Source organism: Sphingomonas sp. GW821-FHT09E03, from assembly GCF_059416225.1.
On the sequence record NZ_JBWKOS010000001.1, the window covers coordinates 464,635 to 487,607 of the forward strand.

A 22,973-nucleotide genomic window follows, 5' to 3' on the forward strand; every position below is an offset into this window, starting at 1 on the left:
TGTAACCGAGCCGGGCGGTAGGACTGAAGGGCCTGCCACCCCGGCGTTGCCGAGGCAGCGGTCTGTGCGCGTCCAACCCCGGGGCGCGCCAAGAGACCACGAATTTAGGGAGTGTCGTTGCTGAATGGCCTATGCTGACCAGAAGATGTCCGGTGGCAAGGTGGTCGCGATCGTCATCGTCGCGCTTATCCACGCTGTGCTGGGCTATGCCTTCATCTCGGGCCTCGCGTACCAATACGTGAAGAAGGCCCAAGAAAAGCTTAATACGTTCGACGTGGAGGAGCCGCCTCCCCCGCCGCCGGACGAACCACCGCCCCCGCCTCCGCCCGACACGCCGATGACGCCGCCACCCGTGGTGTCGCCGCCGCCGATCGTGCAGAATCCGAACCCGCCCCCCGTGGTGATCCAGACGGTGGCAACGCCGCCGCCCGCGATCAACATGACGCCGATCGCTGCGCCTCCCGCGCCGCCGGCGCCGCCGGCTGCTCCTCCTGCTCCTCCCCGGGCAGCGGTGGGTGTGTCGCCGAAGGGCAATCCGGGCTCGTGGTTCACCAACGACGATTATCCGCCTGCCGCGCGTCGCGCCCAGGCAGAGGGTCGCGTCACGGTGGTGCTCAACATCGATCCCAGCGGCCGCGTCGCGGACTGCCGGGTGACGTCGGGCAGCGGCAATGCGGATCTGGATACGGCAACGTGCAGCCTCGCCAAGCGTCGTGGTCGGTTCAACCCGGCCAAGGACACCAACGGAACGGCGATCGCCTCCACGACCACCTTGCCGGGTATCCGCTGGCAGCTTGAAAACTGATCTTGAAAGGTGCTCCGGCCGTGGGCCGGGGCGCCGCTTCCGAACGAACGAGAGGGATTAACCTAAGATGCTCACCACCATTCTCGCCGCGGCCGGCGCGGCGGCAGGCAAGGCCAACAACCCATATGGCCTTGGCTCCGCGCTCAAAGAAGGCGGCCTCATCTCGCAGACCGTGTTCACGATCCTGGTGATCTTCTCGATCACCTCCTTCTACATCCTGTTCTCGAAGCTGTTCGAGCAGCAGAAGATCATGAACCAGGCCAAGCGCGTGCGTCAGGGCTTCTGGAACTCGGCCAACCTGCGCGAGGGTTCGGCCAAGCTCGAGAAGAACTCGGCCTACAAGCAGATCGTTGACGACGGTCTCGCAGCCCAGGACCAGCATGCCAAGCTGACCGATCCGGTCGAGGCGCATGACTGGCTGCACGGCTCGCTGGCGCGTTCGGAAGCCGCGATCAACTCGAAGCTGGGTGGCGGTCTCGCCTTCCTCGCGACGGTGGGTTCGGTGGCACCGTTCATCGGTCTGTTCGGTACCGTGATCGGCATCTACCGCGCGCTGATCAAGATCGGTGCGGCTGGCCAGGCGTCGATCGACACGGTCGCCGGCCCGGTCGGTGAGGCACTGATCATGACCGCGCTCGGTCTGGTCGTCGCGGTTCCGGCCGTGCTCGCGTTCAACTGGCTGCAGCGCCGCAACAAGTCGATCGCAGAGGACCTGTCGGCCTTCTCGAACGACGTGCTCGGCTACCTGGCCTCGGGCGGCGCTGTCCGTCCGTCGATCGGCGCGCCGACCAAGGCGCCGGTGAAGGCTACGTCGACCACCACTGCCGGTCAGACCGGTGGCGTGACGTCGACCCGCGCATAAGACGACTCATGGGGCCGCCGGCGACGGTGGCCCCATCAGCTGCCCTCTGAGGGGCGGCGACGATGAATGGATAGGATAGCTCGCACATGGCGATGAGCGCTGCTGGGGATAACCCCGATAAACCGATGTCGGACATCAACGCGACGCCGCTGGTCGACGTCATGCTGGTGCTCCTCATCATCTTCCTGATCGCGGTGCCGGTGGTGGTGCAGGCGGTGAAGCTCAAGCTTCCCGACGTGCGCTTCGACCCAACCACGACCAAGCCCGAGAATGTGTCGCTGTCGGTGACGCAGAACGGCGCCGGCGGTTGTGCCGTCTATTGGGGCACCGCACCCGTCAACAGCAAGGAACTGCTCGATCGGGCGGTCGCCAAGCTAAAGGCGGAGATCGATCGTCAGGGCGGCGTCGGCAACCCCGATCTCGAACTGCCCGAGGCGCACATCCGCGGCGACGTCAATACGCCGTACAAGTGCATCGGCGGGACCATCTACACGATGCAGATGGCCGGGTTCGCCAAGGTCGGCTTCATTTCCGAACCGCCCCCGGGCGGCGGCTGAGCTGATCAGGCGAGAACAGCTGCGGCACATCAGGAGTAATTTGATATGGCAATGAGTGGAGGGTCGGACGACGGCGAACCCATGATGGAAATGAACATGACGCCGTTGATCGACGTCTTGCTCGTGCTCATCATCATGTTCATCATCACCATCCCGATCCAGACGCACGCGGTGAAGGTCGACCTCCCGGTCAACGATCCGCGTCAGGTGAAGCCGCCGGTGGATGCGCAGAAGAACAAGGTCACGATCGACGCCGCCGGCACCGTGTCGTGGAACGGCGCACCGGTCGACGAGGTGACGTTGCGCCAGTATCTTGACACGTCGACGGCGATGAACCCCGAGCCGGAGCTTCATTTCCAGCCCGACCCGACCGCCCGCTACGAGGTGGTCGATCGCACGCTGGCGGTGATCAAGCGGTCCAACGTGACCAAGCTCGGCTTCATCGGCAACGAGCAGTATCGCAACGACTTCTAAGTCACGCGACACTGAGTATCAGCGATGATGGGCGGTCCTTCGGGGCCGCCCTTTTTTTCGTGCCTGCCGTCCCGACGCCGCACCGGCCGAAGGGTGACCGGCGCAGGATGGAATCCGCTTGCTGCCATGTCTCGAAAGTGACACATCAGTGTCACAAAAACGAAACCTTCCGGTAACGGCGGGTGCAGCAAGGAGTTGGTGCAATGCGCATTGGGACCCATGCAGCGGTATTGGCCGCCGCCGGTTTTGCCGTCCTCGGCGGCACGGTGGCCGCAGCCCAGTCGATGGACCGCAACGGCTATCAGGCCATCGTCGCGGGCAATTACTCGCACGCCGCCAAGCAGCTCGAAGCCGAGCGGCGGATCTACCCCGACCGCCCCGAGCTGATGCTCAACCTCGCGACAGCCTATGCCCAGGCTGGTCGGGCCGACGAGGCGCGGGCCCTATATCGCGCCGTGCTCCGCCAGCCGGCGCTCGACATGGATGTGATGTCCGGCGACACCGTCTCGTCGCACGCGGTCGCGACGCGCGGGTTGGCGCGGCTGGACGATATCGAGCAGGCAGCGCGCTGACGCGAGGGGTGAGTCCGGCTGCTGGGTTCGGCCGGGTCAGCTCATCGGCTAGCCGGCTGTCGTCTGTGCCGGAGAGACAATAACGCCAAGGCAGGCGCCGGCGCTTCTGCCGGCCTGACGATCCAGAGGCAGCGAGCGGCTGCCGGAGTCATTTACAGGCGGGGAAGCGTAACGCCCTGCTGGCCCATATATTTGCCGGCACGATCGGCATAGCTGATCTCGCACGGCTCGTTGCCCTGCAGGAACAGGAACTGGCAGGCGCCTTCGTTGGCGTAGATCTTGGCGGGTAGCGGCGTGGTGTTGGAGAATTCCAGCGTGACATGGCCTTCCCAGCCGGGCTCGAGCGGCGTCACGTTGACGATGATCCCGCAACGCGCATAGGTCGATTTGCCGAGGCAGATCACCAGCACGTCGCGCGGTACCCGAAAATATTCCACCGTCCGAGCGAGCGCGAAGCTGTTGGGCGGGATGATGCAGCAATCGGTCTTGCGGTCGACGAAGCTGTTGGCGGCGAAATCCTTCGGATCGACGATCACGCTGTCGATGTTGGTGAAGACCTTGAATTCGTCGGATACCCGCGCGTCATAGCCATAGGATGACAGGCCGTAGCTGATCACGCCGTCGCGCTTCTGGCCGTCGACGAACGGCTCGATCATGCCGGTGGCGAGCGACTGTTCGCGAATCCAGCGATCGGACAGGATGGACATTGCGGGCTCCCTTTCGGCGTGGGTCTTTGCCCGGATCGGGAGAGAGGGCAAGTATCAGCGGTAGAGCGGTGTCACGTCGGCTAGACCGTCACCCCAGCGGAAGCTGGGGGGCTCGCGTCGCATCTGTCGTGCGCCGCCGCGCGGAATCTCAGCTTTTCGTTGGGTTGACGATTACGGGGCGCTGGGAGCTCTCAGTGCGGTCTTCACCCGATCCCGAGGTCGGCAGGGCCAAACGCAGCGGGCAGCAATTCGGACAAGCGGTAGCTGGTTATAACGTCGCCCTCGGCGGCGCCGCAGTGGATGGGGAGATCGCGGCCGCCCAGTTGAGCAGCCTCGTTGATCACCTGCCGGCAGCGGCCGCAGGGGCTGACCGGGACAGTGCCGGTGGCGCGGCCGTCTGCGTCCATCGCGCCGCCGATCACGCCGATCGCGACGATCTCGCGCAGACGGCCGGCGGCACTGGCGGTGGCGATCGCTACCGTTTCGGCGCAGAGCGACAGGCCGTAGCTCGCATTCTCGACATTGGCGCCGGTGATCAGGGTGCCGTCAGCCATCAGCAGCGCGGCACCGACGGCGAAGCGCGAATAAGGTGCATGGGCGTGGAGCGCGGCGGCGCGGGCGGCGTCGACCAAGCGGCGCGCGTCGGCGCCGAAGCCGGCATCGGTGTTCGTGTCGATCTTGTTCATGGTGCCACTACGTCCCAATTCACCGGTCCCTCGATACCGTCGATGTGGCGGAAGTCGCTCGCGCGCCACATCCGCCACGGCCGCGCTGCATAGGTCGGCGCGAACACATTGGCGATTGCCCAGGTCGGGCGGTCGATCGCGGCGGAGAGCTGGTAGGCGGACTCCACGGTCTTGGCGATGCGCAGCATCACCGGCTTGCGGGTGTGGGTTTCCACCATCCGCACGAAGCGCTGCAGCTCGCCGACCAGCACGGCGCGGTCCGGGCGCGCGGTGCAATCATCGTGGAAGCTGACGTCGACCGCGGTGGGCAGCGCATCGGCGCTACGCGGCACGAAGGCGTTGAAGGCGTTGGCCTGGTCGCTCGCCGCCTGGCAGAGCGAATAGATGTGGACCGCGCCGCGCCGCAGCCCGGCGTCGGGCAGCGCCGCCCAGTTGGTCTCGAAGCCGGGATCGCGGCGGTCGGCGCCCGAGGTCGCGACCAAATAGGCGAAGTCGGCGCCGCGGGCGCGCACCGTGCCCCACTCAATCTCGCCCGGATTCTCGCCAAGGTCGATGCCCTGGAGCGGATATTGCTTGGTGGCGGGGTGCCAGTCAATCGCGACGCTCCAGCCGGCGATGCCGAGCAGGCCGAGGCCGCCGAGGATGCCCGCCGCCTTGAGGATGCCATAAGCCATGGTCAGCCCCTCAGCCGCGCAGGTGCAGCACGCACAGCAGCGTAAACAGGCGCCGCGCGGTATCGAAATCGACCTCGATCTTGCCGGCGAGCCGCGCCTGGAGCAATTCGGCCGCCTCGTTGTGGACGGCGCGGCGGGCCATGTCGATCGTCTCGATCTGTTGGGGGGAGGCGGCGCGGATCGCCTGATAGTAGCTGTCGCATATCGCGAAATAATCCTTGATCGGGCGGCGGAAACGCCCGAGCGCGAGCACCAGCGTCTCGATGTGCGTGCGGTCCTCGCGGTACATGTGGATGCCGAGCCGGCCTTCCTCCGATTCAAGCTTGATCCGGTACGGACCGGCATAGGCATCGGGGGTGGGGCGCTGCGGCGCGAAGTGATTGCCCTCGATCAAGTCGAAGATCGCGATCCGGCGCTCCTGCTCGATGTCGGCCGAGCGCCAGCCGAGGCTGTGTTCGTCCAGTTCGACGTCGATGATCCGCGGATCGGCCATCGCCGGTCGATAGCGAGCCGCCACGAGACTGTCACTTATCCCCATCATTCCACCGCAGCGCGGGTTGAGCGAACCGGCCGCCCGCGCGTAAGACCCGGGACATGGCCACACTTGCATTCCCCACGCCGGCGGCTCCCGCCGAAGCACCTCAATTGCCCCGCAACGTCGAGGCGGAGGCCGCGATGCTCGGCGCCATGATGATCGACAACCGCCTTGCCGACGATCTCGTCGACCGGCTGGAGCCGGTGCATTTCTTCGAGCCGCTGCACGGCCGCGTCTTCGCCGCGATCAAGACGCTGCGCGCCAACGACATGCTGGCGACGCCGGTGACGCTGCGGCCGATGTTCGAGGCCGACGAGGCGATGAGGGAGCTGGGCGGGCCCGGCTACCTCGCCAGCCTGACGGGCTCTGGCGCCGGGCTGATCGGCGCGCGCCAGTTCGCGCAGCAGATCTACGATCTCGCCATGCTGCGCGCGCTCGTCACTGTCGGGCGCACGCTGGTGGAGCGCGCGATGGACACCTCGGAGGAGGTCAATCCGCGCAGCCAGATCGAGCAGGCCGAGGAGGAATTGTACAAGGTCGCCGGCGACGGCGCGACCGAGAGCCAGACCAAGACCTTTGCCCAGGCGACCACCGCGGCGGTGAAGATGGCCGAGCGGGCGCTCAACTCGGGCGGCAATCTGTCGGGCGTCACCACCGGGCTCGACAGCATCAACGCCAAGATCGGCGGCATGCACCATTCGGATCTGATGATCCTTGCCGGCCGCCCGGGCATGGGCAAGACGTCGCTCGCCACCAACATCGCGTTCAACGCCGCGCGGCGCTGGATGCGTGACATGGCCGACGGCATCGCGCCCAAAGACTCGGTGGGTGCCAAAGTCGCTTTCTTCAGCCTCGAGATGAGCGCCGACCAGCTGGCGACGCGTATCCTCGCCGAGCAGGCGCGGATCAGCTCCGAATCACTGCGCATGGGCAAGATCAGCAAGGCCGAGTTCGGCCAGCTTGCCGCCGCCGCGGCCGAGCTCGAGAATTTGCCGCTGTTCATCGACGACACCGGCGGCCTCTCGATCAGTGCGCTACACACCCGCGTTCGCCGGCTGCAGCGGCGCCACAACAACGAGATCGGGCTGGTGGTGGTCGATTACCTGCAGCTGCTCTCGGGCAGCGGCAAGGGCGGCAACGAGAATCGCGTGCAGGAGATCTCCGAGATCAGCCGCGGTTTGAAGACGCTGGCCAAGGACATGAACGTGCCGGTGCTGGCACTGTCGCAGCTCAGCCGTGCGGTCGAGCAGCGCGAGGACAAGACGCCGATGCTCTCCGATCTGCGCGAATCGGGGTCGATCGAGCAGGACGCCGACATGGTGTGGTTCGTGTACCGCGAGGATTATTACGTCGCGTCGAAGGAGCCCAAGCGGCCGACCGAGGGCGACAGCGCCAAGATCTTCGAGGATCATGCCGCTTGGGCGACCGAGATGGAGCGGGTCTACGGCCTCGCCGAGCTGATCGTCGCCAAGCAGCGCCACGGCGCGACGGGCAAGGTGCGGATGAAGTTCGATCCGACGATCACGCGCTTTTCGGATCTGGCGGAATATTGAGCGGGCCCGTGCTCCTGCGGTGGCGGGAGCACGAGCAGGAGCACGAGCAGGGAGCGATCAGCCCAGCGCGGCTTCATAGCCGTCCGGCTTGAAGCCGACGAGCAGCGTCTCGCCGTGTTCGAGCACCGGGCGTTTGATCATCGACGGGTTGGCGAGCATCAGCGCGATCGCCTTGTCGCGGTCGATCGCGGTCTTGTCGGCGTCGGGCAGCTTGCGGAAGGTGGTGCCGGCGCGGTTGAGCAGCGCCTCCCAGCCGAGCCGGTCTGCCCAGCCGGCGAGGCGCGCAGGATCGATCCCGGCAGTCTTATAGTCGTGAAAGTCATAGCCAAGGCCGCGGCCGTCCAGCCAGCCGCGGGCCTTCTTGATCGTGTTGCAATTCCTGATGCCGTACATGGTCATGGTCATCGGCACGTCTCTCCCGTTGATCGATGGAACAGTGGCCTCAGCCTGCGCGGGCCCGGCTGCGCAACGACAGGCAATAGCCTAGCGTCACGATCAGGCCGCCGCCAACCGCGGCGCAGCCGCCGGTCACGGCGACCGGAATGGGAGCGAACGCCCAGAGCCCGGCATAGACGAGCCCGCTCAACACCAGTGACCAGCCCGTCACCCGGCGCAACTGCCGCGCGCAGGCGCTCGGGACGAACCTTTTGGGCATGCGATTGCCCATCCAGGCGATCATCAGGCCATTGAGGCCGATCACCAGCCGCGTCACCGTGTCGCCATCGACATAGCCGAGGTGGCGCGCGAGACTCGCGGCCAGCGCCGTCGCGACGATGCCACCGGCCCAGGCCAAACTTCCGACGATTTCCCTGTTCATCGTACCGCCTCCTTGGCGGGCGCCGACGTCTCGACGCCGGACCCGAACGACCCGATGAAGCCGAGCAGCGCTTCCTCGAGCACCGACAGCTTCAGATGATAGAGCACCGATTTGCCGACCTTCTCGGCGTGCACCAGATCGGCCTCCTTGAGCAGCGCGAAGTGCGCCGACATGGTAGGCTTGGAAACGTCGAATTGATCGCTCAGCGCTCCCGCGCTCAACGGTCCCTGGCGCAGCAGCTGCAGCACCCGGCGGCGGGTCGGATCGGACAAGGCCTTGAACACCTGGCTCATGATTCGATAATTAGCAAAACGACGAATTGAGTCAAGCCGCGCCGGCGATCGGGTGGTGGCGTGACGCCGGGAACGGGATTACCAGCGTCACATGACGAGCCATCCTTTCCATTCGATCCACGCCCATGGCCTGGTCCGCGTCGCGGCGGCGACGCCGCTCGCGAGCGTCGGCGATACCGCGGCCAATGCCGCGGCGACAATCGCGCTGGCGCAGCGCGGTGCCGAGCGTGGTGTCGACCTGATGGTGTTCCCCGAGCTCAACCTCACCTCCTATGCGCTCGACGACCTGCACCTGCAGGCGGCGCAGCAGGCGGCGACCGAGGCGGCGCTGGCGGCGGTGGCGGCGGCGAGCGAGACGCTGGCGACGGTGTTGCTGGTCGGCGCGGCGCTGGTGCGCAACGGGCGGCTGTACAATTGCGCCGTCGCGATCGCACGCGGGCGAATCCTCGGCGCCGTCCCCAAGAGTTTCCTGCCCAATTATCGCGAATTCTACGAGAAGCGCTGGTTCGCCGCCGGGGTGGGGCTGACCGGGCTCGAGATCGAGATCGCCGGGCAGACCGTGCCGTTCGGCACCGACCTGGTGTTTGCCGCGAGCGACCTGCCGGGCTTCGTGTTCCACGCCGAGATTTGCGAGGATTATTGGGCGCCGACACCGCCGTCGACCGCCGGTGCGCTCGCCGGGGCGACGATCTGCTGCAACCTGTCGGCATCCAACATCGTGATCGGCAAGGCGCGCGAGCGGATGATGCTCGCGGCGTCGCAATCGGCGCGGGCGATGTGCGCCTATGTCTATTCGGCGGCGGGGCCGGGAGAGAGCACCACCGATCTCGCCTGGGACGGGCAGGGCTTCGTCCACGAACTCGGCGAGCTGCTCGTCGAGTCGCGGCGGTTCGTGCAGGAGCCCGAGCTGGCGATCGCCGACGTCGATGTCGGCCGGCTGGTCCAGGAGCGGCTGCGCACCGGCACCTTCAACGATGCCGCGCGGGCCGCCGGCGATCCGGAGACGCGGTTCCGCCGGATCGGTTTCGCGCATCAGCCGGGTTTCGGCGATATCGGGCTCGAGCGGGCGATCCGGCGCTTCCCGTTCGTGCCCAACGATCCCGCCAAGCGCGACGCGGACTGTTACGAGGCGTTCAACATCCAGGTGGAGGCGCTCGCCAAGCGATTGGCGGCAACACGGGCGCAGACGATCGTGATCGGCGTCTCCGGCGGGCTCGATTCGACCCATGCGTTGATCATCGCCGCCAAGGCGATGGACCGGCTGGGGCGGCCGCGCGGGGACATCCTCGGCTTCACCATGCCGGGGTTCGCCACCGGCGACACCACCAAGGGCAACGCCTGGGCGCTGATGCGCGCGCTCGGCTGCACGGCCGAGGAGATCGACATCCGCCCGGCGGCGCAGCGGATGCTCGAGGACATGGATCACCCGTTCGGGCGCGGCGAGCCGGTGTATGACGTCACCTTCGAAAATGTGCAGGCGGGGCTGCGCACCGATTATCTGTTCCGCCTCGCCAATCAGCGCGGCGGCATCGTGCTCGGCACCGGCGATCTTTCCGAGCTGGCGCTGGGCTGGTGCACCTATGGCGTGGGCGACCAGATGAGCCATTATGCGGTCAACGCCGGCGTGCCCAAGACGCTGATCCAGTTCCTGATCCGCTGGTGCATCCGCACGCGCCAGTATGACGACGAGACCAACCGGGTGCTGGATGGCATCCTCTCGACGGAGATCTCGCCCGAGCTGGTACCGGCGGATGCCAGCGGCGCGCTGCAGAGCACCGAATCGATGATCGGCCCCTATGCGCTCAACGACTTCTTTGCCCATTATGTGATTCGCCACGGCATGGCGCCGTCGGCGATCGCCTTCCTGGCATGGCACGCCTGGCGCGACGTGGCGGCGGGCGCCTGGCCGGCCGATTTTCCCGCCGATGCCCGCGTCGCCTACGACCTGCCGACGATCAAGCACTGGCTGGAGCGGTTCCTCACCCGCTTCTTCCAGCTCAGCCAGTTCAAGCGCTCGGCGATCCCCAATGGCCCCAAGGTCTCGGCGGGCGGGGCGCTCAGCCCGCGCGGCGACTGGCGGGCGCCGTCGGATGGCACCGCGGCGGCGTGGCTCGACGAGTTGCGGTGGACCGTACCGTAACGTCTTGCGCTGGCGCGCGGCGGAGCGCATTGTGAAGCTCTGATGACACCGCCTCCCCGGGATGGCTCACGCGATCGCCGGATCGAGGACCCATCTAATCTGTATCTGATCCACCCCGCGTCGCACGCACTGCTGCCGCTTGCATTGGCGCGTGGCATCTCGGCCAATACGGTGTCGGTGATCGGGCTTTGCTGCGGCGTCGCCGCGGCGATCGCTTATGCGAACTGGCAGGCGCACCCGGCGCTGGCGCTGGTCGGGCTGGTGTGTTCGGTCGCTTGGCTGGTCGCCGACGGGCTGGACGGGATGATCGCGCGCGCGACCAAGACCGCCAGCGCGCTCGGCCGCGCGCTCGACGGGCTGTGCGACCATGGCGTGTTCGCGCTGATCTATATCTCGCTGGCCGCCTCGATCGGGACGCTCGAGGCCTGGGTGCTGACGATCCTCGCCGGCATCGCCCATGCCGTGCAGTCGAGCCTCTACGAGGGCGAGCGTGCGCGCTTCCACCGTCGCGTCCGTGGCCAGGCGCTGGTGGTGCCGCCACAGCCAAATGGCCCGTGGCTGGTGAGGCTCTACGACAGCGTCGCCGGCAGCCTCGATCGCGTCGCCATCCCGTTCGAGCGCCGCCTTGCCGCCAGCGCCGATCCGGTCGAGACCGGCCGTCTGTACGCCGAGCGTGCGGTGCCGGTGATGCGTTTCCAATATCTCCTCACCGCCAACATGCGGGTGTGGGTGATCTGCCTGTCATGCCTGATCGGCAATCCCCGCCTGTTCTGGTGGTTCGAGATCCTCCCGCTGACCGCCGTCGCGGCGATCGGCATCAGCAGACATCGCGCCGTCGAACGCAGCTTCGTGCACGCCGACGCCCGCACCTCCATCTTCTTTTCAAGCGAACAGGGTCATTCATGAAGAGCATCAATGTCGCCATTGTCGGCATCGGTAATTGCGCGAGCTCGCTCGTCCAGGGTCTCGAATATTACAGCGAAGGTCGCAACGACCAGGTCGGGCTGATGCATTGGGAAGTCGCGGGCTATAAACCCAGCGACATCAAGGTCGTCGCCGCCTGGGACGTCGATACGCGCAAGGTGGGTAAGGACGTCGCCGAGGCAATCTTCGCCAAGCCCAATTGCACCGCGGTGTTCGCGCCGAACGTTGCCGCGACCGGCACGATCGTGCGCATGGGCGCGGTGCTGGACGGCGTCGCCGAGCATATGGCCGACTACAAGGAAGAGCGCACCTTCGTCGTCGCCAATGACGCGCAGCCGAGCAAGGAGGACATCGTCCGCCAGCTCCGCGAGAGCGGCGCCGACGTGCTGATGAACTATCTGCCGGTCGGCAGCCAGGAAGCCACCGAATTCTACGCCGAATGCGCGATCGAGGCGGGCGTTGCCTTCGTCAACAACATCCCGGTGTTCATCGCCTCCAACCCGGTGTGGGCGAAGAAGTTCGAGGATGCCGGCGTCGCGATCATCGGTGACGACATCAAAGCACAGCTCGGCGCAACCATCGTCCACCGTGTGCTGACCGACCTGTTCGCCAAGCGCGGCGTCAAGCTCGATCGCACCTACCAGCTCAACACCGGCGGCAACACCGACTTCCTCAATATGTCCAACCATCGCCGGCTGGAATCGAAGAAGATCTCGAAGACCGAAGCGGTGCAGTCGGTCGCGGCGGAGCGGATGGACGACGACAACGTCCACATCGGCCCGTCGGACTATGTGCCGTGGCAGAATGACAACAAGGTCTGCTTCCTGCGCATGGAAGGCCAGCTGTTCGGCGGCGTGCCGATGAACCTGGAACTGCGCCTGTCGGTGGAGGACAGCCCCAATTCGGCCGGGGTCGCGATCGACATGATCCGTTGCGCCAAGATCGCACGCGACCGCGGCATCTCGGGCGTGATCGACCCCGCCTCGGCCTATTTCTGCAAGCATCCGCGCCACCAGATGACCGACGACCTCGCGCAGATCGCGGTCGAAGAGTTCATCAAGGCGGCCTGATGATCACCACCGGCCTGCTCCTCGCTGCCGGTGAGGGCAGCCGGTTGCGTGACGTCACCCCGTACAAGCCGCTCTGCCCGGTGGCGGGGCTGCCGCTGATCGATCGCGCGCTGGAGGGCATGGCGGCAGCCGGCCTGACCCGCGCGATCGTCTCGCTCGGCTATGGCGCCGAGGCGATCGCCGACCATCTCGCCACCCGCGCCTGGCCGCTCGAGGTGGCGACGGTGCTGACCGACTATCGTCAGCCCAACGGCGTCTCGGCGCTGGCGGCGCGTGCGCTGATCTGCCCCGAAGGCGCGGTGATGGCGATGTGCGATCACCTCGTCCAGCCGCGCCACTACCGGCGGCTGGCGCGCGCCGGCGCCGGCGACGGGCTGCGACTGGGGATCGACCGGCGGCTCGGCCACCCCTGGGTGGATCCGCTCGACGTCACCTGCGTCGCGACGCGCGGCGAGGCGATCGTCGCGATCGGCAAGGGGCTGGAGCCACACGACTGCTACGATACCGGCGTGTTCGCCGTAGGGCCGCGGTTCTTCGATGCGCTCGCAGGACTGGCGAGCCCGTCGCTGACCGAGGGCGTGCGCGTGCTCGCGGCCGAGGGACGCGCGCGGACGGTGGATTGCAGCGACCTGTCGTGGCTGGATGTCGATGACGCGCCGGCCTTTGCGCATGCGGAAGGCTGGTTGGCCAAGCTGGCGGCCTGACCGCAAGCCTAGCCGTCAGCTGACCTGCTCGCTTCCGTTCGCTTTGAGCTTGTCGAAGGGCATGTGAGACCCACAGTGATGCGACAGGCTCAGCATGAACGGTAAGCGGTGGTGTCGATCGGATCAGATCGCCGGATCATAGCTAGTTGGCGCGTGGATGCCGCATTCGACCTTGGCGAAGTTGCGCCAGCGACCGGCGCGGGGGTCCTCGCCGGGCTTCACCTGGGTGGTGCAGGGCGCGCAGCCGATCGACAGATAGCCTTGCGCCTCGAGCGGATGGCGCGGCAGATCATGCTCGTCGAAATAGCCGTCGAGCGCCGCCTTGGTCCAGTCGGCGAGCGGGTTGAGCTTGAGGCGACCGTGATCCTCCTCGATCCGCGGCAGCGCGGTGCGGGTGCCGGACTGGAAGCCCTTGCGGCCCGAGATCCACGCATCGAACGGCCTCAGCGCGCGGGCGAGCGGCTCGACCTTGCGGATCGCGCAGCAACCATCGGGATCGTAGGCGTGGCGCTCGCCGAGCCGATCGCGGCTCTTGAGCATTGCCGGATCGGGGCGGTACACCCGCAGATCGGTGAGGCCGAGCCGCTCGGCGAGGGCGTCGCGATAGGCGAGGGTCTCGCCGAACATCTTCTGGGTGTTGGTGAAGATCACCGGGAGATCGGGATCGATGGCCGCGATCATGTGCAGCAGCACTGCCGACTCGGCGCCGAACGAGGACACCGCGGCGGTGCGGCCGTGGAGCAGGCCGGTGAGCAGCTCGCGCAGCATCGCCTGAGCCGGCACGCCCTTGAACCGGGCTTGCAGCGCCGCCGCGTCCGCGGGGGTGAAGGCGGGGGCGACAACGATCGTGTCGAGGCGGCGGGCGGCCTCAGCCATGCCGCCGCTTCCAGACCGGGGTGAGGCCGTCGGCGGCGGGCTGATAGGGCGTGGGATAGCGCGCGAGGCTGCGCGCGAGCGTGGCCTCGTCGATCGGCGCCTCGGGGGCGAAGCTGTCGAAGCCGCAGCGGCGCATCAGCGGCAGCTGATCGACCAGCACGTCGCCGGCCGCACGCAGTTCGCCGGTATAACCAGCCTCACGCAGCACCCGGGCGGCGGAATAGCCGCGGCCGTCGCGGAAGGTGGGGAAGCTGACCTCGACGAGCGCGAGCTGGCCGATCTGCGGCAGCAGCGCGCGGGCGTCCTCGCCCGCCTCCAGCCGCACCGCGGTGGCGTTGGACTGGCCGAGGAAGGCGTCGAGGGTGACGGCGGGCTCGTCATGCGGCTCGTCGTCGCGGAAGCGAAGGAAGTTGTCGGCCATGGTCACTCGCCCGCACCGGCTGCGGCGACGGACTTGCCGTAGATCGCCTCCTTGAACGGCTCGAAGCCGACCCGGCGATAGGTGTCGAGGAAGCGCTCGCCCGAATCGCGGACCGCGAGATACTTGTCGGTGACGCGCTCGATCGCGTCGACCACGCCGTCCTCGTCGAAGCCGGGGCCGGTGATCTTGGCCAGGCTGACGTCCTCCGCGCCCGAGCCGCCGAGCGAGAGCTGGTAGTTCTCGGTGCCCTTCTTATCGACCCCGAGGATGCCGATGTGACCGGCGTGGTGATGGCCGCAGGCGTTGATGCAGCCCGAAATCTTGAGCTTCAACTCGCCGAGATCGCGCTGGCGAACGGGATCGGCGAAGCGGGTCGCAATCTTCTGGGCGAGCGGGATCGAGCGGGCGTTGGCGAGGCTGCAGTAATCAAGGCCGGGGCAGGCGATGATGTCGGTGATGAGATCGAGGTTCGCCTCGGCGAGGCCGGCGTCGACCAGCGCGTGCCAAACTTCGCTAAGGTCGCGCATATGAACATGCGGGAGCACGATGTTCTGCGCGTGGGTGACGCGTAACTCATTGAAAGACAAGCGTTCTGCTAGATCGGCCATGACGTCGATCTGGTCGGCCGAGGCGTCGCCGGGGATGCCGCCGATCGGCTTCAGGCTGATGTTGACGATCGCATAGCCGGGCTGCTTGTGGGCGACGACATTGTGATCGAGCCAGACCGCGAAATCGGGGTCGCTGCGGTCGAGCGGCGCGGCGGCGGGGGCGTCGAACGCGGGGCTGCCGAACATGGCGGTGATCCGCTCAAGCTCGGCGACCGGCGGATCGATGCCGAGCGCGCGGACGAGGGCAAATTCCTCCTCGACCTGGCGGCGGTATTCGTCAGGGCCGATCTCGTGAAGCAGGATCTTGATCCGCGCCTTGTAGATATTGTCGCGCCGGCCGTAGCGATTGTAGACGCGCAGGCAGGACTCAAGATAGCTCATCAACTCGTCGGCGGTGACGAAATCGCGGATCAGGTGGCTGATCATCGGGGTGCGACCCATGCCGCCACCGACGTAGATCCGTGCGCCGAGCACGCCGTCCTGCTTGAGCAGCTGGATGCCGATATCGTGGAGCCGCATCGCCGAGCGATCCTCGGCGGCGGCGATCACCGCGATCTTGAACTTGCGCGGCAGGTAGGTGAATTCGGGGTGGAAGGTGCTCCACTGGCGGATCAACTCGGCCCAGGGACGCGGATCGGCAACCTCGTCGGCCGCGGCGCCGGCATATTGGTCGGACGAGATGTTGCGGATGCAATTGCCGCTGGTCTGGATGGCATGCATCTCGACCGTCGCCAGTTCGGCCAGGATATCAGGGGTTTGCTCGAGCTTTATCCAGTTGAACTGGAGGTTCTGCCGGGTCGTGAAATGCGCATAGCCACGATCGTAGGTGCGCGCGACATGACCGAGCATGCGCATCTGGCGGCTGTCGAGCGTGCCATAGGGGATGGCGACGCGCAGCATATAGGCGTGAAGCTGGAGATAGAGGCCGTTCATCAGCCGCAGCGGCTTGAACTGGTCCTCGGTAAGCTGGCCGGACAGGCGCCGGGCGACCTGATCGCGGAACTCCTCGACCCGGGCGTCGACGATCGACTGGTCATACTCGTCGTACTTGTACATCAGTGGGTGGCCTGGATGTTTTGGTGCGCGCGGGGGCGCGGAGACGCGGAAAAGAAATTGTTCGCGCGACGGCGCGACGGCGCGAAGAGGGTGGTCGCGCGGAGACGCAGAGGGCGCAGAGAAGAAGGTCCGCGCTTCCGCGCGTCGGCCACCAGCGAAGCCGAGGCATGACGGGTTGCTGGAGCAGCCGGGCGTGCCGTCTCTGCGTTCTCCGCGCCTCTGCGCGAACAATCACCTCGTCGCGCCATCGCGCCTTCGCGTGAACCATTCATATCACCCAGCTTCCCGCGGCGGGGTCGGTCGGTTTCAGAGTAAGGTCCGGTCGCACCGTCGGGCCGAGCGCGCGGATGCGGTCCTTGATGTGGGCGGGGCGGGGGCCGTCGGGGGTGGGGATGGCATCGATCAGATAGGGGACGTTGACGCGGCGGGCGCCTTCCTCGGCCTGGAGGATGCCCTCGCCGGCGAGGCCGACGTCGACCGCTTCCTCGACATGGCGCGACCAGCTCGCGCCGGTCCACCACACCACGTCGCCCGAGGGCAGATCATTGCCGGTGAGCAGCTTCATGCGCCGAGATCCTGGAGCGTGGTCGCGGCCTGCGCCCAGCGCGCAAGCTTGTCCTCGGCGTCCGACAGCTCGACGACCTCGCCGACGACGATGATCGCCGGGCTCTCGACGCCCTCGCGGGTCACCATCGCGCCGAGATCGGCGAGCAGCGTCTTGAGCGCGCGGTGGCCGGCGAGCGTGCCTTTCTCGAGCACCGCGACCGGCATGTCCGGCGCGACGCCATCGGCCATCAGCTTGTCGGCTATATCGGTGGCGGTGGCGACGCCCATATAGATCACCAGGGTGCGGCCTTGGCCGGCGAGGCCGGACCAATCCTGCTCGGCGAGCCCTTTGCACTGGCCGGCGACAAAGCTGACCGCGCTCGAATGATCGCGATGCGTGAGCGGCAGCATCGCCTCGGCAGCGCAACCAAGTGCGGCGGAGACGCCGGGGATGACCTCGACCGGCAAGCCGGCGGCCCGCACCGCTTCGACTTCCTCGCCGCCACGGCCGAAGATGAACGGGTCGCCGCCCTTGAGCCGGACCACGATCGCGCCGGTCTTCACATGGGCGACGATCAGCGCGTTGATCGCTTCCTGCGGCAGGGTGTGGCGCGCGCGCTTCTTGGCGACCGAGATTCGCTGCGCGGCGGCCGGCGCGATATCGAGCACGCGCGGGTCGATCAAACCGTCGTGGACGACGACGTCGGCGCTTTCGAGCGCCTTGACCGCGCGAACGGTGAGCAGCCCCGGATCGCCCGGGCCGGCACCGACGAGAATGACCCGCCCGCGGGCGGTGGGATCGAGGAGACTGGCCATGATCCGCAGATGCGCCGTAGCGCGCGGCGTCGCAACGGAAACCTGCTTGGGGGGTGGGTAGGGAAGCTTTTGCGGGGGTGACGAGAAGTGCGGGGTGACAGATGGGGGGCGTTCGCGGTTGGGTAGCAAAGAAGAGCGTCGGCCCGCTCAGGCGTCGCGAAGGCCGATGCCGATGTTGGCGCGGGCGGTGTCGGCTTCGTTGCTGACGACGGGATAGGCGCAATAGTCGGCGGCGTAATAAGCGCTGGGGCGGTGGTTACCGGACCAGCCGATGCCGCCGAAAGGCGCGGCCGAGGAGGCGCCGTTGGTGGGGCGGTTCCAGTTGACGATACCGGCGCGGATCGTCGCCCAGAAACGATCGTACAGGGCGGGGGTTTGGCTGATCAGCGACGCCGACAGGCCGTAGCGGGTGTTGTTGGCCTCGGCGATCGCCTCGTCGAAATCGTCGGTGCGGACGATCTGGAGGATCGGGCCGAACAGCTCAATGTCGGGCCGGTCGGCGATGCCGGTGACGTCCATCAGCGCGGGGGTGAGGAAGGGCCGCGCCGGATCGATCCGCTCGAGGTGGCGGATCGGGCGGCCGCCGCGCATCAGCAGGGCAAGGAAGCTTTCGGTGAGCTGGTCGGCGGTGTCATTGTCGATCACCGGGCCCATGAAGGGCGCCGGATCGTCATGCGGCGCGCCGACGATCAGCCGGCCGACCATGGTGTTGATCGTATCGATCAGCGGTTCGTAGAGCCGCGCCTCGACGATCAGCCGGCGCGCGGCGGTGCAGCGCTGGCCGGCGCTGGTGAAGGCGGACTGGATCACCAGCACCGCGGCCGAGTGGAGATCGGGCGTGTCCCAGACGATGATCGGGTTATTGCCGCCCATTTCGAGCGCGAGGATCTTCTCGGGCTTGTTGGCGAAGGCACGGTTGAGCGCGAGCCCGGTGCGTGCCGAGCCGGTGAACAAGAGCCCGTCGATGTCCGCATGCTCGGCGAGCGCCTTGCCTTCGGCCGGGCCGCCGATCAGCACCCGGATACATTGTTCGGGGACGCCGGCGGCGCGGTAGCAATCGACCAGGAAGGCGCCGGTGGCGGGGGTCTTTTCCGACGGCTTGAACACGACGGCATTGCCCGCGAGCAGCGCCGGGACGATGTGGCCGTTGGGCAGGTGCGCCGGAAAATTATAGGGGCCGAGCACCGCGAGCACGCCGTGCGGCTTGTGGCGCAGCGCCATGCGGCTGCCCATCGGCGACTCGAGCCGGCGCTGCGCGGTACGATCGGCATAGGCGCTGACCGAGATGTCGACCTTGGCGATCACCGTATCCACCTCGGTGCGCGCTTCCCACAAGGGCTTGCCGGTTTCGCGCGCGATCAGATCGGCAAACGGCTCGTGGCGCTGGCGGATGACGTTGGCGAAGCGGCGCAGGGTCTCGATGCGGACGGTGAGTGGCTGCGCCGCCCAGGCCGCCCAGCCTGCGCAGGCGGCGGCTACCTCGTGATCGACATCGCCGATGGGCGCGCGCCACAACAGGGCACCGGTGGCAGGTTCGTAGGACAGGAGCTCGTCGGCCATGCTTTCCTATCCACGCTCGGCCGGGTGGCCGCAAGGGAGGGGTGGGATCAACGTGGGACAACACGACGGGCGGTGACGCTGCTTCCCTTTCCGCTGTCATGCTGAACGTGGTTCAGCCTCCATGGCCTGCGCTGCCCGGGTGCCCGCGGTGAGCGACGGGCCATGGATCCTGAAACGAGTTCAGGATGACGGTGGGAGGTGGCGCGTTCCCGCTAGGCGAGGGCCTCGCCCATCGCCCGGATCGCGGCGACCTTGGCGTGGAGCGGCGACCAATCGTCACCATCGGCGATGGCGCTCCAGATCGATTCGACCTCGTCGATCAGCATCGAGCAGGGCTCGCCCGACCAGTAAGCGTGATTGCGTGGCTTGCGCGGGTGATAGGCGGCGAGCGCGATGCGCAGCTCGGCCCAGGGCTCGCCATAGCCGTCGGGCAGCGTGCCGCCGAACGCGTCGAAGAAGAAGCGGTCGAGCGGCACCGCGGTGGTGCGGAGCGCGCGTTCGAGCGCCTGGACCAGCGCGCGATCGGTGGCGGGGTCGTTGGGGAGGAGGCCGAGCCGCCACAGCAATGCATCGGTGATCGCGGGCTGGTAGCGCGCGCCGAACTGCTCGATCAGCGCGATCAGCGGGTCGCTGTCGGCAACGAGGCGCAGCGACGCGGCGAGCTGCATCACGTCCCAGTGGATCGCCTCGGGCTGGCGGCCGAACGCGTAGAGGCCGGCATGGTCGAAATAAGCGGCGGTGAACTGCGGGTCCCAGGTCGGCGCGAAGCGCCACGGGCCATAGTCGAAGCTTTCGCCGGTGATATTGATGTTGTCGGTGTTGAGCACGCCGTGGACGAAGCCTGCTGCCATGTAGCGCGCAGCCAGGGTGGCGGTGCGGCTGACGACATGGTCGAGCAGCGCGACCGGATCGTCGGACTCCTCGCCGTAGAGGTTGCGCAGCGTGTAGCTGACCAGCCGGCGCATCGCGGCCTCGTCCTGCTCATAGGCGAGGCGCTGGAAGCTGCCGATGCGAACATGGCTGTGGCTGAGCCGGACCAGCACGGCGGCGCGGGTGGGGGAGGGTTCGTCGCCGCGGACCAGCTCCTCGCCGGTCTCGATCAGCGACAGGGTGCGCGAGGTGGGCACGTTGAGCGCCTCGAGCATCTCGGTGGCGAGGATCTCGCGGACCCCGCCCTTCAACGTCAGCCGGCCGTCGCCGAAGCGGCTGTAGGGGGTCTGCCCCGATCCCTTGGTGCCGAGGTCCATCAGCCGGCCGGCGGTGTCGCGCGCCTGTGCGAAGGTGAAGCCGCGGCCGTCGCCGATCTCGGGATTGTAGGAGCGGAACTGATGACCGTGGTAGCGCAGCGCGAGCGGCTGGGGGAGGGTGCCGGGCAGGGGATGGAAGCGGCCGAAATGCGCGATCCATTCATCGTCGTCGAGCGTGTCGACGCCGATCTCGGCAGCGGCGGCATCGTTGCGGAAGCGCAGCCGCGTCTCGGGAAAAACGGCCGCCTGCACCGGATCATAGAAGTCGCCACCGAGGTCGAGGAGCGCGGTGGCGGGGCGGTATGCTTGCGGGCTGAAGGGCATCTGTGGATATGGAGGTCGCTTACCCGGAGACGCAACCATGGCCGGCCATCAAAATCACGCGTGGCAACACTGCTACTGGACGTCGCCGGATGGCCTGAGGCTGCATTACCGCGAGTATTCCGGCGACGAGACGCTGGCGCCGATCCTGTGCTTTCCCGGGCTGACCCGCAACGCGCGCGACTTCGAGGCGCTGGCAGCGCGGCTCGCCGGGCATCAGTCAGGTGGACGGCGCGTGCTCGCGATCGATCTGCGCGGGCGCGGCAAGAGCGATCATGCCAAGGAGGCGTCGAGCTATGTGCCCGCGACCTATGTGGCCGACATCCAGGCGCTGCTCGCCGAGCGCGAGATCGGGCCGTTCGCCGCGATCGGCACCTCGCTCGGCGGGATCGTCGCGATGCTGCTCGCGGCGGCGGGGGCGCCGGTCCGCGGCCTGCTGCTCAACGACGTCGGGCCCGAGCTGGACCCAGTGGGGATCGCGCGGATCCGCGGCTATGTCGGCCGGGCGAGCGTGTTCCCGACCTGGATGCATGCGGCGCGTGCGGTTGCCGAGACCAATGGCGATGCGCATCCCGGCTGGCGGATCGAGCAATGGCTGGCGATGGCCAAGCGATTGTACCGGCTCAACAGCGCCGGGCGGATCGTGCTCGATTACGACCTCAAGATCGGCGAGGCGTTCCGCGTGCCGGGACAGGAAACCGGCGCCGACATGTGGGGGGCGCTGGCCACGTTGCGCACCGTGCCGGTGCTGATCGCGCGCGGGGCGCGCTCGGACGTGCTCAGCGAGGCCACCGCGGCGCGGATGGTCTCGGCGCTCGACGATGCCGAGCTGGTGACGGTGGCCGGCGTCGGTCATTCGCCATTGCTCACCGAGCCCGAGCTCGAGGCGCCGATCGCGCGCTGGCTGGCGCGCATTTCGGGATAGCGGATAGGCGCGGCGATGCTGTAGCCCGGCGCCATGTCGCAGCCGGTCCACATCCTCCACCTCCATTCGAGCTTCAGCCTGGGCGGCAAGGAGGCGCGCGCGGTGCGGCTGATGAACGCATGGGGGTCGCGCGCGCGCCACACCATCGTCTCCGGCGTGCCGGACGCGCTCGGCGCGCGGGCGGCGATCGCCCGGGGGATCAACTATGAGATCGCGCAGGACCCGCCGGCGCTGACCGGGCGGCCGTCGGTGGCGCGCTACGAGGCGCTGGCGCGCTACATGCGCCGGTTCGATCTGGTGCTGACCTATAATTGGGGCGCGATCGACGGGGTGATGGCGCGGCGGGTGTTCGCCAAGGGCGCGCCGCCGCTGATCCATCACGAGGACGGCTTCAACGCCGACGAGGCATCGGGCCTCAAGATCGAGCGCAACATCTACCGGCGGATGGCGCTCGGCGCGGCGGACGCGCTGGTGGTGCCCTCCGACGTGCTCGAGGACATCGCGCTCGACACCTGGAAGCAGCCGCGGGCGCGGGTCCACCGCATTCCCAACGGCATCGCCACCGCGCTCTATGCGGGCAAGCCCGAGCTGAAGGCGATTCCCGGGCTGGTGCGCAACCGCCAGGAGGTGGTGATCGGCGCGCTCGCCGGCCTGCGCGAGGTCAAGGACCTGCCGGTGCTGGTGCGCGCGTGCGGCGGACTGGCAGGCAAGTTCAGGCTGGTGATCGTCGGCGAAGGGCCGGAGCGCGACCGGATCAAGGCCGCGGCGGCGGCGCTGGGGATCGCCGACCGGCTGGTGATGCCCGGGTTCCTCGACCGGCCGCACCGGTTCATGGGGCTGTTCGACGTGGTCGCGCTGTCGTCGAAGAGCGAGCAATTCCCGATCTCGGTGGTCGAGGGGATGGCGGCGGGGCTGCCGATCGTCAGCCCGCCGGTGGGCGATGTCGCGCGAATGGTGGCGGCGGAGAATGCGCCGTTCGTCACCGCCAAGCCCGGCGAGGTGAAATTGCGCGATGCGCTGCAGGCGCTGGTGGCCGATCCCGACCTGCGCCGCCGGGTGGGGGCGGCCAATCAGGCCAAGGCGCGAACCGAGTTCGACGAGGCGCGGATGATCGCCGCCTATCGCGCGCTGTACGAGCGCGCGATGCAACGACCAGGCGTGCTCGGCGGTTGATCCGCGCCGGTCGCAATTTCTTCGCATCGCTGGCATCATTTGTTATGGGCG

At 67.5% G+C, this 22,973-nt stretch carries 26 protein-coding genes; 12 read left to right on the forward strand and 14 right to left on the reverse strand.

All coding sequences use genetic code 11. The features are described 5' to 3' along the window. Positions 1–124: 124 nt before the first annotated feature. The 5 genes from AC07M8_RS02520 (at position 125) to AC07M8_RS02540 (ending at position 3,270) form a co-directional block, all read left to right on the forward strand. Complete coding sequence (locus AC07M8_RS02520; protein ID WP_495172843.1) at positions 125–805, forward strand: energy transducer TonB; 681 nt, start codon at positions 125–127, stop codon at positions 803–805. A 67-nt stretch (positions 806–872) separates the two neighbouring features. Continuing rightward, positions 873–1,667, forward strand: coding sequence for a MotA/TolQ/ExbB proton channel family protein (locus AC07M8_RS02525; protein ID WP_495172844.1), 795 nt, complete (start codon positions 873–875; stop codon positions 1,665–1,667). Positions 1,668–1,753: 86 nt separating this feature from the next. Continuing rightward, positions 1,754–2,224: an ExbD/TolR family protein gene (locus tag AC07M8_RS02530; protein ID WP_267397517.1), complete on the forward strand. Its 471-nt coding sequence runs from the start codon at positions 1,754–1,756 to the stop codon at positions 2,222–2,224. Positions 2,225–2,269: 45 nt separating this feature from the next. Next, positions 2,270–2,698, forward strand: a complete 429-nt coding sequence (locus AC07M8_RS02535; RefSeq protein ID WP_267397519.1) for an ExbD/TolR family protein — start codon at positions 2,270–2,272, stop codon at positions 2,696–2,698. A 203-nt stretch (positions 2,699–2,901) separates the two neighbouring features. After that, positions 2,902–3,270, forward strand: a complete 369-nt coding sequence (locus tag AC07M8_RS02540) for a tetratricopeptide repeat protein (protein ID WP_495172845.1) — start codon at positions 2,902–2,904, stop codon at positions 3,268–3,270. Between the two features lie 152 nt (positions 3,271–3,422). Here AC07M8_RS02540 and dcd read toward each other — a convergent pair whose 3' ends face one another. The 4 genes from dcd to AC07M8_RS02560 all read right to left on the reverse strand — a co-directional run bounded on the left by dcd (position 3,423) and on the right by AC07M8_RS02560 (position 5,830). Continuing rightward, positions 3,423–3,977, reverse strand: coding sequence for a dCTP deaminase (dcd, locus tag AC07M8_RS02545; protein ID WP_495172846.1), 555 nt, complete (start codon positions 3,975–3,977; stop codon positions 3,423–3,425). Positions 3,978–4,180: 203 nt separating this feature from the next. Further along, positions 4,181–4,663, reverse strand: coding sequence for a cytidine deaminase (locus AC07M8_RS02550; protein WP_495172847.1), 483 nt, complete (start codon positions 4,661–4,663; stop codon positions 4,181–4,183). Next, on the reverse strand, positions 4,660–5,337 hold the full coding sequence (locus AC07M8_RS02555) for a GH25 family lysozyme (protein ID WP_495172848.1): 678 nt from the start codon (positions 5,335–5,337) through the stop codon (positions 4,660–4,662). Before AC07M8_RS02555 ends, AC07M8_RS02550 begins: the two co-directional genes overlap by 4 nt. 10 nt (positions 5,338–5,347) lie before the next feature. Then, on the reverse strand, positions 5,348–5,830 hold the full coding sequence (locus AC07M8_RS02560; RefSeq protein WP_495172849.1) for a UPF0262 family protein: 483 nt from the start codon (positions 5,828–5,830) through the stop codon (positions 5,348–5,350). 101 nt (positions 5,831–5,931) lie between these two features. Here AC07M8_RS02560 and AC07M8_RS02565 point away from each other — a divergent pair, with 101 nt between their 5' ends. Beyond that, positions 5,932–7,425 carry a replicative DNA helicase gene (locus AC07M8_RS02565; RefSeq protein WP_267397527.1) on the forward strand — a complete coding sequence of 498 codons (1,494 nt, stop codon included), beginning with the start codon at positions 5,932–5,934 and terminating at the stop codon, positions 7,423–7,425. 57 nt (positions 7,426–7,482) lie between these two features. On the opposite strand, the gene AC07M8_RS02570 is transcribed toward AC07M8_RS02565, so the two are convergent. From AC07M8_RS02570 to AC07M8_RS02580, 3 genes are read right to left on the reverse strand one after another with little or no spacing between them, the layout of a single operon-like run. Next, positions 7,483–7,830, reverse strand: a complete 348-nt coding sequence (locus AC07M8_RS02570) for an ArsC family reductase (RefSeq protein ID WP_495172850.1) — start codon at positions 7,828–7,830, stop codon at positions 7,483–7,485. A gap of 37 nt (positions 7,831–7,867) precedes the next feature. Beyond that, on the reverse strand, positions 7,868–8,242 hold the full coding sequence (locus AC07M8_RS02575) for an ammonium transporter (RefSeq protein WP_495172851.1): 375 nt from the start codon (positions 8,240–8,242) through the stop codon (positions 7,868–7,870). Then, positions 8,239–8,535: an autorepressor SdpR family transcription factor gene (locus tag AC07M8_RS02580; RefSeq protein ID WP_267397531.1), complete on the reverse strand. Its 297-nt coding sequence runs from the start codon at positions 8,533–8,535 to the stop codon at positions 8,239–8,241. The genes AC07M8_RS02575 and AC07M8_RS02580 overlap by 4 nt, the downstream gene beginning before the upstream one ends. Before the next feature lie 91 nt (positions 8,536–8,626). Between AC07M8_RS02580 and AC07M8_RS02585 the strand changes: the two genes are divergently transcribed. From AC07M8_RS02585 to AC07M8_RS02600, 4 genes are read left to right on the forward strand one after another with little or no spacing between them, the layout of a single operon-like run. Continuing rightward, entirely contained in the window at positions 8,627–10,675 is a 2,049-nt protein-coding gene (locus tag AC07M8_RS02585) for an NAD(+) synthase (RefSeq protein ID WP_495172852.1), read from the forward strand. A gap of 42 nt (positions 10,676–10,717) precedes the next feature. Then, the gene (locus AC07M8_RS02590) at positions 10,718–11,581 is read left to right on the forward strand and encodes a CDP-alcohol phosphatidyltransferase family protein (RefSeq protein WP_495172853.1); all 864 of its coding nucleotides are present in this window, start codon (positions 10,718–10,720) and stop codon (positions 11,579–11,581) included. Next, positions 11,578–12,669 (forward strand): inositol-3-phosphate synthase, encoded by a 1,092-nt coding sequence (locus AC07M8_RS02595; RefSeq protein WP_267397535.1) that lies wholly within the window; start codon positions 11,578–11,580, stop codon positions 12,667–12,669. Before AC07M8_RS02590 ends, AC07M8_RS02595 begins: the two co-directional genes overlap by 4 nt. After that, complete coding sequence (locus AC07M8_RS02600) at positions 12,669–13,373, forward strand: NTP transferase domain-containing protein (RefSeq protein WP_495172854.1); 705 nt, start codon at positions 12,669–12,671, stop codon at positions 13,371–13,373. Before AC07M8_RS02595 ends, AC07M8_RS02600 begins: the two co-directional genes overlap by 1 nt. Before the next feature lie 123 nt (positions 13,374–13,496). On the opposite strand, the gene AC07M8_RS02605 is transcribed toward AC07M8_RS02600, so the two are convergent. From AC07M8_RS02605 to AC07M8_RS02635, 7 genes are all read right to left on the reverse strand, one after another. Continuing rightward, entirely contained in the window at positions 13,497–14,249 is a 753-nt protein-coding gene (locus AC07M8_RS02605) for a phosphoadenylyl-sulfate reductase (RefSeq protein ID WP_495172855.1), read from the reverse strand. Then, entirely contained in the window at positions 14,242–14,670 is a 429-nt protein-coding gene (locus AC07M8_RS02610; protein WP_495172856.1) for a DUF934 domain-containing protein, read from the reverse strand. Before AC07M8_RS02610 ends, AC07M8_RS02605 begins: the two co-directional genes overlap by 8 nt. Positions 14,671–14,672: 2 nt before the next feature. Continuing rightward, entirely contained in the window at positions 14,673–16,334 is a 1,662-nt protein-coding gene (locus AC07M8_RS02615) for a nitrite/sulfite reductase (RefSeq protein WP_495172857.1), read from the reverse strand. A gap of 268 nt (positions 16,335–16,602) precedes the next feature. After that, positions 16,603–16,899, reverse strand: coding sequence for a DUF2849 domain-containing protein (locus tag AC07M8_RS02620; protein ID WP_495172858.1), 297 nt, complete (start codon positions 16,897–16,899; stop codon positions 16,603–16,605). Further along, a complete protein-coding gene (gene cobA / locus AC07M8_RS02625) occupies positions 16,896–17,696 on the reverse strand; it encodes a uroporphyrinogen-III C-methyltransferase (protein WP_495172859.1) in 801 nt (266 codons plus the stop codon). Before cobA ends, AC07M8_RS02620 begins: the two co-directional genes overlap by 4 nt. A 147-nt stretch (positions 17,697–17,843) precedes the next feature. Further along, positions 17,844–19,256 (reverse strand): succinylglutamate-semialdehyde dehydrogenase, encoded by a 1,413-nt coding sequence (gene astD, locus AC07M8_RS02630; protein ID WP_495172860.1) that lies wholly within the window; start codon positions 19,254–19,256, stop codon positions 17,844–17,846. Positions 19,257–19,468: 212 nt separating this feature from the next. Then, positions 19,469–20,827, reverse strand: coding sequence for a protein adenylyltransferase SelO family protein (locus AC07M8_RS02635; protein ID WP_495172861.1), 1,359 nt, complete (start codon positions 20,825–20,827; stop codon positions 19,469–19,471). A 37-nt stretch (positions 20,828–20,864) separates the two neighbouring features. On the opposite strand from AC07M8_RS02635, the gene AC07M8_RS02640 reads away from it, so the two are divergent. Beyond that, positions 20,865–21,749 carry an alpha/beta fold hydrolase gene (locus AC07M8_RS02640; RefSeq protein ID WP_495172862.1) on the forward strand — a complete coding sequence of 295 codons (885 nt, stop codon included), beginning with the start codon at positions 20,865–20,867 and terminating at the stop codon, positions 21,747–21,749. 33 nt (positions 21,750–21,782) lie between these two features. Then, positions 21,783–22,922, forward strand: a complete 1,140-nt coding sequence (locus AC07M8_RS02645; RefSeq protein ID WP_495172863.1) for a glycosyltransferase family 4 protein — start codon at positions 21,783–21,785, stop codon at positions 22,920–22,922. Positions 22,923–22,973: the final 51 nt, after the last annotated feature.